7 protein-coding genes are annotated in these 12,580 nt (G+C 58.1%); 1 reads left to right on the top strand and 6 read right to left on the bottom strand.

The window, feature by feature from the left end; genetic code table 11:
- Positions 1 to 143: 143 nt before the first annotated feature.
- The 3 genes from HY011_20785 to HY011_20775 form a co-directional block, all read right to left on the bottom strand.
- Positions 144 to 944 carry an enoyl-CoA hydratase/isomerase family protein gene (locus HY011_20785; protein ID MBI3425377.1) on the bottom strand — a complete coding sequence of 267 codons (801 nt, stop codon included), beginning with the start codon at positions 942 to 944 and terminating at the stop codon, positions 144 to 146.
- A gap of 116 nt (positions 945 to 1,060) precedes the next feature.
- Positions 1,061 to 1,915 carry an enoyl-CoA hydratase gene (locus tag HY011_20780; GenBank protein ID MBI3425376.1) on the bottom strand — a complete coding sequence of 285 codons (855 nt, stop codon included), beginning with the start codon at positions 1,913 to 1,915 and terminating at the stop codon, positions 1,061 to 1,063.
- Between the two features lie 70 nt (positions 1,916 to 1,985).
- Positions 1,986 to 3,044, bottom strand: coding sequence for a DUF1698 domain-containing protein (locus HY011_20775; protein MBI3425375.1), 1,059 nt, complete (start codon positions 3,042 to 3,044; stop codon positions 1,986 to 1,988).
- A 212-nt stretch (positions 3,045 to 3,256) separates the two neighbouring features.
- On the opposite strand from HY011_20775, the gene HY011_20770 reads away from it, so the two are divergent.
- Positions 3,257 to 4,648, top strand: coding sequence for a methyltransferase domain-containing protein (locus HY011_20770; GenBank protein ID MBI3425374.1), 1,392 nt, complete (start codon positions 3,257 to 3,259; stop codon positions 4,646 to 4,648).
- Between the two features lie 72 nt (positions 4,649 to 4,720).
- Here HY011_20770 and HY011_20765 read toward each other — a convergent pair whose 3' ends face one another.
- The 3 genes from HY011_20765 to HY011_20755 all read right to left on the bottom strand — a co-directional run bounded on the left by HY011_20765 (position 4,721) and on the right by HY011_20755 (position 12,174).
- Complete coding sequence (locus HY011_20765; protein ID MBI3425373.1) at positions 4,721 to 5,428, bottom strand: glycosyltransferase family 2 protein; 708 nt, start codon at positions 5,426 to 5,428, stop codon at positions 4,721 to 4,723.
- A gap of 156 nt (positions 5,429 to 5,584) precedes the next feature.
- On the bottom strand, positions 5,585 to 8,011 hold the full coding sequence (locus tag HY011_20760; protein MBI3425372.1) for a PAS domain S-box protein: 2,427 nt from the start codon (positions 8,009 to 8,011) through the stop codon (positions 5,585 to 5,587).
- Positions 8,012 to 8,376: 365 nt separating this feature from the next.
- Positions 8,377 to 12,174 (bottom strand): PAS domain S-box protein, encoded by a 3,798-nt coding sequence (locus HY011_20755; protein ID MBI3425371.1) that lies wholly within the window; start codon positions 12,172 to 12,174, stop codon positions 8,377 to 8,379.
- Between the last annotated feature and the right edge of the window lie 406 nt (positions 12,175 to 12,580).

Genomic DNA, 12,580 nt, shown 5'->3' with positions numbered 1-12,580 from the left:
CATTGTCTGTCGCCCGTTTCACGGGCTTGTTGACGATTGGCATCTATTCCCAGGGTTCCGGCTGCGCCTTCACCCTGGGCTATATTCCGGCCACCCGCTTCGCGGGTTCAATTCGGAAACTCTGCTTCTTGAAATTTTCAGCGTTACTTGCCCTTGAATTGCGGCTGCCGCTTCTCGTGAAAAGCCGCCGTGCCTTCCTTCACGTCTTCGCAATAGTTCGTCACCATCACGCTGAGCGCGGCGTCTTCGAGCGCGTTCTCCAAATCCATCGTCTGCTGCTTATACATCATGCGTTTGGTCATGCGGATAGCAATCGGCGGCCCGGCAGCGAGGCGTTCCGCCCACGCCCGTGCGGTCGCCATCAACTCCGCATCCGGCACGACTTCCGTCACCAAGCCGAGTTCCTTGGCCTGCCGCGCCGGGTAGACTTCGGAAAAGAGCGACATCTTGAGCGCCTTTTCCAAACCCATGAATTTGGGGAACAGATACGCGCCGCCTTCATCGGGAATCAGGGCGAACTTCAAACTCGTATCGCCCAGCTTCGCGCTCTCGGCAGCAATGCGAAAGTCACAACACAACGCCAACGTCAGCCCGCCCGCGACCGCCGCGCCATTGACGGCGGCTATCGTAGGCTTGTCGAAGCGGCGCAGGAATTTGACCAGCACGTGCATGTTCTCACGCATTTCGAGCATGGCTTCCATCTTATGGCCGCGATAGCGCGCCGGATATTGAAAGTCGGTCGAGATGTCGCCGCCCGAACAAAAGCCTCGCCCCGCGCCGGTCAGAATCACGGCGCGCACCGCGTCGTCATCGCGCGCATCGGCCAGCGCGGCCAACAGCTCGTGCACCATCACTTCGGAATAGGCGTTCAGCTTGGCCGGACGATTGAGTGTGATGGTGGCGACGTGCTGGTCTTTGGCGTAAATGATCTCGCGGAATTCCATGATTTGCTCCTGAGATCGGGACGGTACCGCGCGCGTCAGTAAGCGGAGGCTCTACTCTTACGCCAATCCGCCAGCAGTGACGCGCCGCTTGCTGACGCGCGCGGTACCGTCCCGGTTTAGCGGCCTGAAAAATTCGGCGGACGTTTTTCGAGAAAGGCGCGCACGCCTTCCTTGTGGTCTTCGGTCTGCCCACAGCGTAGGTGCGTTTCGGCTTCACGATCCAGCAGCGTGCGGAAGTCGGTCGTCATTGCCAGATTGACGTTGGCTTTCATATAGCGATAGCTGGTCAACGGGCCGTGGGCGATACGCGTGGCGATGGCTTGGACCTCGCTCAGCAAACTGTCGTGCGGCAAGACGCGATTGATGAGGCCGATGCGGTGCGCTTCCGTTGCATCAATGATGTCGCCGAGGAAGAACAGCTCTTTGGCTTTGGGCGCGCCGGCATAACGCGCCAGCAACCACGTCGTGCCGAAATCGCCGCCGAAACCGACCTTCGCATACGCGGTGCCGAACTTAGCGTTTTCCGAAGCGATGCGCAGATCGCAGGCCAGACAAACGCCCAAGCCCGCGCCCATTGCGTGGCCGTTGACGGCGGCGAGGGTGACTTTCGGCAGGTTGTAAAGCAGCCACGAAAGCTCCTGCATCTCGCGCAAGCCGTCAATCTGTTGTTCCAGCGTTTGCGGCGGCGCGTCGTTCTCCTTCGCCATATTGCCGACATCGCCGCCCGCACAAAACGCGCGGCCCGCACCGGTGACGACAATGGCGCCTATTTCCGGGTCGCGGCCCCATTGTTTCAACACTTCGATGGATTGCGACAACAACTCGCGCGATAACGCATTCAATTTTTCGGGGCGATTGAATGTCAGGGTCGCCACTTTGTTTTCGACTTGGGTCAGAATCACTTCGTCAGCCACGATATTTCCTCCCGGATAAATGTACAGCAGGCTGCCAGCCTGCTGATAACTCACCATAGCGCCATAATTGCTGCCATTCCGCCATTGGCACGGCAGCAGCAGGCTGGCAGCCTGCTGTACATGGCTTCTACCACTCACTGCCTTCGATCAATTCAATCTCAGCGTCCGCCGCGCGCTGGCGTTCGTACCACAGGCGCACCACTACGTTGCCAGCATTCAACCCCGGCGGAATCGGCACGGCGATTTGCACACAGCCCGCATCTTCCGCATGCCGCGATACGCCGAAATAGACGGCGAAGGAACCGAAGCCCCCAATCTCCAGCCGCACGTTTTCACGCTGAGCGTCAACGGGCAAGCCTTCGACCATCAGCGCCAGATAGGCGTGGCGGCCTATGCGTGGGAAGCACACCTCATCGGTGCAGGCGTTGATGATGCGGCGAATGCGCAAGGAAGGCGTGGCTTCCAATTCTGGCGCGGGCCAATTGCGATAGGCTTTGACCGCAACACGCGTGGGTTCCAGCCGCAACGGTTCGGCGCGCACGAACCCGGCGGCGCGCGCCAGTTGTATCACGCAAGTGCTATTCGGCCCCCACCAGTTGTCGTATTGCCCGCCGAGTTGATCAATCTCGTAAAACTCCATGACCGGGCGCTCGGTGGGAAAGATGTTGTCTACGGCATGCGTTTCGATAATGGCGACGTCTTTGGTCATGGCGCAGAGGCGTTCGAGCGCCAGCAGCGGATGTTTGAGGTGATAGAGCACGCCGAGGAACAGCACGATGTCGAAAGCGCCAAGCTTTTCGCGGTCGAGTTCGTAAACGCTCAACTCATGAAATTCGGCTTTGGATTGCAGTTCGCGCCGCGCGGCAAAATAGGTCTGCGGCTGAAAGACGTCTACTGAAGTCACCTGCGCGCCGTGCCGTTCGGCTTCAAAGGTATAGAAGCCATCCCAACAGCCGATGTCGAGCAAGCGTTTGCCGGTCAAATCTTCGGGCAAGCCAAAGCGCGTGTAGTTGTCGCGCAGCTCTTCCAACTTGTGCACGCCGGGCGTGATGCGGCCCTGGCCCAGATCAATGCTGTGCCACCAGCCGCTGGCAAAAAAAGCATCGCGCTGTTCGTCTATCACTGCGGCAAGCCGTTCGCGCAAGGCGCTGTCCGCTTGGGGTAAGGGTGTGAATTGAGTTGTCATAGGCGCGGGCAAGGTACAACAGAGGTTGAAGCAGTGACAAGGGAAGCCTGGGTACGCACCGCTGCCAGCGTGCAGACTCGGCGTTATACCGATTGAGGCTGAAAGGAAATCCTCCGGCCTTGTCCCGCCTGCCGCGATGGCCGCACGCTGGCAGCGGTGCGTACCCAGGTCGCCTTTAATTCCGCCCAGCGCCTGTAGTACTTTGCTCGCCGATGAGTGAACCAATCAGCAATGACTACAGCAGCGTGATGAAACGCGATTGGAACGCGCGCGCGCGCGAAAACGCCAAGTGGTACATCAACACCGTCCGCGTCGAACAAGACGAGGCGGAATTTGACGAGACGGGCCGTGCCGAAGTGGACAAGCTGTTGCGCGCCGAACTGGGTTTCCTGACACAGGGCCGCGCTCCAAGCAAATTGCGCGTGCTGGAAATCGGTTGTGGCATCGGGCGTATGACCAAACATCTGGCCGGACTGTTTGGCAAAGTCCACGCCGTGGACGTTTCGGGTGAGATGATTCGACAGGCGCGCGAACGCTTGCGCGCCTTCCCCAACGTGCATTGCCACGAGACCAGCGGCTGCGATTTTGCGGCGTTGCCCAGTGATTATTTCGATCTGGTCTTTTCGGCGTATGTGTTTCAGCACGTGCCGAGCGCGGCGGTGATTCGCGCGAATTTAGTGGATGCGTTTCGCGTGTTGAAACCGGGCGGAATCTGCAAGTTCGGCGTCAACAGCACGGCGGATGCGGCGTTTTTAGAACAGGCACACGACACTTGGACGGGTGCGGCCTTGCCGGAAAGCGCGTTGCGGCAAACGGCACGAGAGTTGGGCGCGCAATTGCTGCGGCTCTTTGACGCGGGCACGCAGTATTGCTGGGTGACATGGCGCAAGCGGCCAGACGGTCAAAGCGACCGCCACGTATCGTTGCGAATCGTGGAAGCGGGCCGCCACGACAACCGCGCGCTCAAGCAGGTTCCCATCAGCGGCGATCACGCCTGTCTGTCTTTGGTGTTGGAGGGCCTGGAGTCAACGGCGGACGCCAATTCGGTCGTGGTCGAACTTGGCGAGCACACACTCCTGCCCTGCTACGTCGGGCCGGTGGATGGCGATTGGAGTGCGTCATTTTGGCAAGTCGAGGCGTGGCTACCGGCGGGTTTGGCTGTCGGCTGTGTTGAAGTACGAGCGCGCCAGGCGGGCGATAAACCAAGCGCACCGGGGTTGCTTTCGCTCTGCGAGCCGGAGCCGCTGAGACCCGTGATCGTGACCGTGCGCAACGCCAGCGATTACGGCACGGATGTACACACGCGCGGCGCAAAAGCCTGGGTGATGCTTTACGTCAAATACTTGCCCGCCGGAGCGAGTGTCGAGAATGTTCGGTTGCAGATTGGTGAACAGGTAATCGAACCGAGTTACGTCGGCGCGGATGCGCGGTTTGGCGGGCATCAGGTCAATTTGCTGATTCCGCCAGAGACGCCTGTGGGAAGGACTGAATTGCGGTTGTTGTTTGGTGACGCGGTGTCGCCGGGTGTGCCATTGCAATTGGAAGCGCCGGACAACCTGGGTGCGCAGGCATCCCTGCCTGCGGCAGGGCGTCAGACGAAATAAAGCCAGAGGGATGCCTGTCAGCATGTGCCCGTCTGACGCCACGCCGCAGGCAGGGATGCCTGCGCACCCAGGTCAATCCACAAACCGATACTTCACCAGCGCCCACACTGCCGCGAAGCCGTCGCGCCAGGTGATCTTCTTGCCTTCGGCAAAATCGCGCCCGTAATACGAGATGGGCATTTCATAGAGCTTGTATTTGCGTTTGAGTACTTTGGCGGTGATCTCCGGCTCGAAATCGAAGCGGTTCGATTTGATCAAGAAGCTCTTGATGACATCGGCGCGGAAGACTTTGTAACAGGTCTCCATGTCCGAGAGGATCGCGTTGTAAAGGATGTTGGTGATAAAGGTCAGCAGCTTGTTGCCGAGGTAGTGCCAAAAATTGAACGCGCGCCCCACCTTCCCCCCCGTCAAGCGTGAGCCATAAACCACATCGGCCTTGCCCTCAATGACGGGTTTAATGAGTTCGCCATACTCAGCCGGATCGTATTCCAGATCGGCGTCTTGGATGAGAACGACATCGCCGGTGGCGTAATGCAGCGCCGTGCGCAAGGCCGCGCCTTTGCCCATATTCTGGCCGTGAAAATAAATCTTGTGGGGCGAGGTCTGGCTCATCTCGCGCAGGACATCGCGGGTGCCGTCTTTTGAGCCATCGTCAACAATGATCAGTTCCTTACGGACGTCGCCAATGTTGGCATCTTCGACTTTTTTGATGATTTCGTGGATGGTCTTGGCCTCGTTGTAAACAGGCATCAAGATCGAGAGCAAGGGTGGATTTTGCATTTCGGTAGTCGGTAGTCAGTATTCGGTAGTCGGTTATTAGTTCTCGGTGGTTAGTTGCCGGTTAGCAGTTGTCAGCACCATTGCTTTTCAGTTTAGGCCGCTGCCGGACGCCGACAAATTACTACCGACTACCGACTACTGACAACCGACAACCGGCTACTGTTCCTTCCGCAACACCTTATCGAGTGCCGTCAGCAATTCATCGGCGGTATAAGGCTTGGGCAGAAAAACGCCGAAGCCGACTTTGTTAGCCTCGGCGTGATAGCCGGAGAGTTTGACGCCGGTGGTGACGATAACTTTGACCTGCGGATTGAGCGCGCGCATTTCGCGGATGGCGGTCACGCCGTCTTTTTTGGGCATCATCAGATCGGTCAAGACGACTTTGATTTCGCCTTGATGCTGTTCGTAAAGGCGCAGCGCCACTTCGCCGTCTTCTGCCGTTAAGACACGGTAGCCTGAAGCCAGCAACGTGGCCTCGACGACTTCGCGGATGTTCTCTTCGTCGTCCACGACCAGCACCAATTCGCCGTGCCCGGCGGTCATGTCGTCTTCCGGCTCTTCGTCTATGTCAGCGGCGACGGCGTCGCTGGCGGGTAGGTAGATTTTGAATTGCGTGCCCTTGTTGACTTCGCTGGTCACGTCAATAAAACCGCCGTGGCTGCGCACGATGCCGATGGCAATCGAAAGGCCGAGGCCGGTGCCTTTGCCGTGCTCTTTGGTCGTAAAGAACGGATCGAAGATGCGATCCAACAGGTCGGCGGGAATGCCGGTGCCCGTGTCGCTAACGGTGACGCGGATGAACCGGCCCGGCGTAATGCCGGTTTGCGGCGGCACTTCTTTTTCAGTCAGCAGCAGGCTTTCCAGTTCGATGCGCAAGTGCCCGCCTTGGGGCATGGCGTCGCGCGCGTTCAGACACAGATTCATCAGCATCTGGTGCAACTGCGTGGTGTCGCCAATGACGTAGGGCGGATCGCTCTGCAATTCGGTATCGAGTTCGATGTTGCGCGGCAGCGTCTCTTTGAGGATGCGCGCAATGTCTTTGATCAGATGCGTCAGTTGCAACGGGGCCTGTTCGCCGGTCGTCCCTTTGGCGAAAGTGAGCACCTGGCCGATCAGGTCTTTGCCGCGTTCGGCGCTTTTTTGAATCAGCGAGAGCCAGCGTTGCGAATTATCGTCGGCAAGCTTTTGTTGCAGCGGACGCAGCGACATCAGGATGGGCGCGAGCACGTTGTTCAAATCGTGCGCGATGCCTGAAGCGAGTGCGCCGATGCTGTCCATACGCTGGGCGCGCAGCAGGTGCGCTTCAATGCGTTTGCGGTCGGTGATGTCGGTGTTGATGACGAGGAAGGATTTGGGCTGACCGGCTTCGTCGCGCACCAGTGTCCAGCGGCCCTCGACGGTGATTTCGCGGCCCTCTTTGGTGCGCTGTTTGGTTTCGCCCGACCATTCGCCGTGTTCAAGAGCTTTGCCGCGCGCCTGATCGAATTTGGGCGAGCCTTCGGGGTAAAACAATTTGCCCAGCGTTTGGCCCAGCGCCTCTTCCGCCGTCCAGCCGTAAATGCGCTCGGCGCCTTTGCTCCACAATTCGACACGGTCGTCGAGATCGGTCATCAAGATGGCGTCGCGCGCGCTGTCGAGCAAGGCGGCCTGCTGGCGCATTTGTTTTTCGGCCTGTTTGCGATGGGTGATGTCGCGGGCGACAAAAACGATTTCGTGCGGCGCGCCGGTTTGCGGGTTGCGCATCAGCCGGGCTTCGGTTTCCAGCCAAAGCGTATGGCCGTCCTGATGGCGATAGCGATAGGTTTCGCTGGCGTGATTTTCACCCAAGGCGCGCAGCCGCAAAGCCTCCGCCTTCTCTTTGTCTTCGGGATGGACGAAAAGCTGGAACGGTTTGTTAAACAAAGCCTCGGCCTGATAGCCGAGGATGCGCCGCGCCGAGGGCGAAACATACAGACAACGCCCATCGAGCGCGCAACGCGCAATCACTTCGGTTGAATGTTCGGCCAGCGTGCGGTAACGCTCTTCAACGGCCCGCAACGCCGCGCGGCTCTGTTCGTCAATCAAGGCTTGTCCCTTCAATTCCACCAACACCTTTTCACCTTCGCCTTCCGGTTTGCCCTCGTTACCAGGGCTGCCACCGCTTTCATTTCCACCACTTGCGCCACTTCCTTTACTTGAAGCAGCTTTTCCTAGGTCATCTACTTCAGCCACACGGCTGCTGACCGCCGATTGCAACGCGCTGCGTAACGAAGTTTGATCGAGCTGCGCTTTGGGCAGACATTCTTGCGCGCCCGCTTGCAGGGCGCGCCGCGCCGTTTCCTGATTGCTATTGGGTGTGAGCACAATAATCGGTAGCGAAGATTGTTGTTGTTTCGCTTCGATCAGAATGGCGAGGTCTTCGGCATCAGACATCGCCAGATCGAGCAGCACTACATCAATGCCGCCTTTATCCAACCGCGCCAAGCCGGTCGAGAGCCGCTCGGCAAATTCAAATTCAAAGGCGCTATCTTGCGCTTGCGCCAGCCCCGCGACCACTTGGTTGTGCAAGCGGTCATCCTCAATCACCAAAACCTTTTTTGACATCTTCACACCTATCCTGGAAACGGCACCACATTTGAATTTGGCGAACCCAGCCAAGCCTCAACCGGAGGCGCGGCAGTTGACGCAAACCAGTAAAAAGAACTTGCGCCGAGCAAAGCCCAGCAAACAAACAATTGCAAACGAGGGTAACGAAATTTGTGTGGGGCGCTCCGGCCCGGGCGAGCAAGAGCCTTGTATCGAATGTGCCGGAAGCTCAAAGGCGACTTCGCGCCGCCAACGTACCCGATGACCAGTGAGACCAGTTAAGCGAGGATGCCAGTCAGATCAATTTAGGGATGCGCGCGATTGTAGGGAGTTCGCCCATGCCGCGCAAGCAGTTTCTGCGGCTTGCTGGGGCAGGGCGGCGTTTATTGCCGAATCACTTCAGCGATTTTATCCAGCAATTCGTCAGCAGTATAGGGCTTCCACAAAACAGCCTTGACGCCCACGCGCTTGGCGTCTTCGATGTTTTGTTGCGAGCGCAAGCCGCTGGTGGCGATGATTTTTACGTCCGGATTAATGTCCTGCATCGCCTGGCTGGCCGTCATGCCGTCCAAGCCTGGCATGGCCATGTCCATCAAGACGATTTTGAATTCTTTCGGACGTTGGCGATAGGCCGCGAGAGCCGCGTGTCCGTCGCTGGCCCCCTGCACACGATAGCCAGCGGTTTCAAGCGTCGCCGTGGTGACTTCCAATAAGGTTGGCTCGTCGTCTACGGCCAGAATCAAGGCCGCCGGTTCTTCCGGTTGCTGATCGGCCTCGACATCGGCGGGCAGGCAGACGATGAACCGTGAGCCTTTGCCGATCTCGCTTTTCACTTCGATATAGCCGCCGTGGCCGCGCACGATGCCGGAGGCGGTCGAAAGCCCAAGGCCAGAACCTTTGCCTGGCTCTTTGGTGGTATAGAAAGGCTCGAAGATGCGATCAATTACTTCGGGCGACATGCCCGTGCCGGTGTCGGTGACAGTCACACGCACAAAGGGGCCGGGTTTGACGCCTTCGTAAGTCCAAACGTCTTCCTGTTTGAGTTGGACATTTTCGGCCTTAACCGTCAGCAAGCCGCCTGCCGGCATGGCGTCGCGCGCGTTGATGCAGAGATTCATCAGCACTTGATGAATTTGCGTTTTATCGCCGGTCAGCGGCCACAGATTGTCGGGCACGTTGGCTTCCAACTTGACATTCTTGGGCAGCGTTTCTTTCAAGATGCCCGCCAGATCGAGCAGCAACTCGTCGAGGTCCAGCGGCAAGCGTTCGCCGCTGGCCCCGCGCGCAAAGGTCAGCACCTGATCCACCAGATCGCGGCTGCGTTCGGCGCTCTTGCGAATCAGACTAAGCCAGTGCTGGCTGTTTTGATCGGTGAAGCGTTGTTGCAGTGTGTGCAGCGCCATCAGGATCGGCGCGAGTGCGTTGTTCAAATCGTGCGCGATGCCTGAGGCAAGCGAGCCGATGCTTTCCATGCGCTGCATGCGCAAGACCTGCGTTTCCAACTGCTGGCGGCTGGTGATGTCGGTGTTGATGACGAGCACGGATTTGGGGCGGCTGATTTCGTCGCGCACCAGGGTGTAGCGGCTCTCGACAATAATCTCGCGCTGGTCTTTGGTGCGTTGGCGCTGTTCGACTTTGTATTCGTCTTTCTCTTGCAGGTGCCGCAGAGTTTCAGGAAAGCGCTGCGACTCCGCGTTGGCATAGATCAGTTCATCGAGACGCTGATTCAACACCTCTGCCGATGACCAGCCGTAAAGCCGCTCGGCGCCGCGATTCCAGAACAGCACGCGGCCCTCTAAATCCTGCACGGCGATGGCGTCCTGGGCGCAGTTGAGCAACGCGGCCTGTTCGCGTATCTGCTCTTCGGCAAAACGGCGCTCGGTAATGTCGTTAAAGGCCATCACGCCCGCCACGATGCGCCCGCGTTTATTGCGGACGGGCGCGGCCTCGATTTGCAGGGTGATGACCGCGCCATCGCTGCGGCGGGTTTGCAGGACTTCACTTGTCACGACTTCGCCCGCGTCAATCGCGCGCGTCAATGGCCATTCGTGCGGTTGATAGCGCTTGCCGGCCAGATGGAAGAATTCGAATTTGACGCCGTCGCGCAATTCCTGCATCGAACGCCGCATGAGCTGAGCGGCTTGTTCATTGACCAGAATGACTTTGCCGGAAGGCGCTTCGACGATCAGCACGCCCGCAGGCATCTGCCGCAACACGGCTTGTAACAGCGTGCGTTCGGATTCGAGGTCTTTCATCAACTTGGCGCGCTCGGCGTCGGCGCGTTTGCGTTCGGTGATGTCGCGCGCAATGCCCTGAACACCGCTGGGCTTGCCGTTCTTGGTGATGAGCCGCACGCTGATTTCGAGGATCAGTTGGTGGCCTTCTTTGGCCGTCAATTCCAATTCATATTGCGTCTTGGATTTGCCGGTCAGTTTCTTTTCCAGCATCTCGCGCACGATCTTGCGAAACTCCGGCGTGAACGAGGCGAACGCGCCTTTTTCCAAAACTTCTTCGCGCGTGAAGCCGGTCACCAATTCGCCAGCCTTGTTGAAGGAAGTCAGATTGCCTTGCAGGTCGGTGGTAAAAACAATGTCGTTGGCGTTCTCGAACAAATCGCGATAACGCTCTTCGCTCTCGCGCAGCGCGTCATCGGCCTCGCGCCGTTCGGAAACATCGCGCGTGATGGCGAGGATTTCCTGTGCGCCACTGGGTTGGCGCACCAGCCGCGCATTGCTTTCACACCAAACATAATGACCGTCTTTGTGGCGGCAGCGATAGGTTACATTCTGTGTCAGCGGACTGTTGAGCAGCGTGGTATGCGCGCGCCGCACTTCCTCGACGTCTTCGACGTGAAAGAATTCGTAGATCGAACGGCCCACGCAATCTTCAGGCTCATAGCCGAGGATGCGCGCGACGGCAGGCGAGAGATAGAGCACTTCGCCAGTCGCCGAATAACGCCCGATCATGTCGGTGGATTTTTCGGCGATGAGGCGGAAGCGCTCTTCGCTCTCGCGGATTTTGCGTTCGGCCTGACGGCGCTCGGTCACATCGCGCGCGATATACCGAATCACACCCGGTTGGCCCGGCACATCCTTCCGCAACGAGTTATCGAATTCCAGCAAGCGTTCGCCGCCGCCCGGCAGCCTGACGCGCATCAAGCCTTGCGCGCGTCCCTCCTGAACGATGCGTTGCAGATACTGTTCGAACTTGCCGCGCACTTCCGAGGCCACCTGATCGCTGATGCGCCGGCCCAGTAAATCACGCGCCTCATCCACACCAAAAAATTCCCAGGTCGCGCGATTCAAGCTCAAAAAGCGGCCTTCGACATCATGCGTGCCGATCAATAAGCCGCTGTTTTCCACCAAATCGCGGTAACGCTCTTCACTTTGCCGCAAAGCCTCTTCGGCCCGCCGCCGTTCGGTCACATCGTGTGAAGAGATCAGAATCTGGCGCACTTCACCGTCTTCACGGCGGGCAAAGACAGTTAGCTCGCTGTGCAACCAGCGCCAACTGCTGGTGGCGTGTTTGGCGCGATATTCGATCTCCAGAATCTCGCCGTCGGCACAATTCCGGATGCGCTGAAACAACTCATTCAGGCGCGGGTAGTCATCTGGTGCGACCCAGTCTTTGGGTGTCAGTTGTGTTAATTGGCCAGTGCTGTAACCGAGAATGTTTGAAAGCTGGCGGTTGACGTAAACGCTACGCTGTTCTTCAAGATCATAAATGGCGATGATCTCGGGCGTCACGTCAGCGATCTCTTGAATTAGGCGCTGACTTTCGCGCAACGCTGATTCGCTGCGCTGGCGTTCGATGGCATAGCGCATCGCCCGCTGCAACAAATGCCGGTTGATTTCGCCCTTGACCAGATAGTCCTGCGCGCCCGCCTGCATAGCCTGGATAGCAATATCGTCGTTGTTGGTGGCGGTTAAAACGATGACGGGCAGTTCGGGGACGGAACGATGAATGCGGTTGAAGGTCTCTAAACCTTCGCTATCAGGCAGGGCCAGGTCGAGGAGGACAATATCAATGTCATTTTGCGCTAAACGCGCCAGTCCAGCAGCCAGACTACTGGCCCATTCCAACTCAAAGGCGACGCCCTTTGCCATAAATAGCCCGCGAATCGCTTGAGCATAAAGCGGATCGTCTTCGATGAGGAGGGCCTTCGCTTGTTTGCCGTTCATTCTCTACCTTGTTGCGCTTCCCGTGAATCAAGTGGCCGTCTGGTTGTGAGGAGAGGCAGTGACGCATAGTTCCTCAACCAGTCCGCACTGATCCAAACCTGGGTGTACTTTCCCAGACACACCCCACCATGGCCGCCCAGTACGAAACGGCCAAGACCGGAACAAAAGCTATCTTGACAAATGTGCTGCTGGATTTTGGGACTGTGGAACTATGAGCACTGATCTGCCTGGGCGCGGATTGTAAGCGCACTCTTTTTTTGGTGCAAGCGACAATCGTTCTTAACTAAGGAGAATTATCCTTTAGCCAGAATTTAGTAAATCTTTTTCCGACTTTAATACTCAACCGCCCTGACTGTCCTGCTGGATGGTGGATGTCTGCGCATGCCGAAATTTTGTCAATTCAATC

The organism is Acidobacteriota bacterium (genome assembly GCA_016196035.1).
Classification (GTDB): Bacteria; Acidobacteriota; Blastocatellia; order RBC074; family RBC074; genus JACPYM01.
Note: the sequence above shows the minus strand (reverse complement) of the source record. Positions and strands in the feature narration are given on the sequence as shown.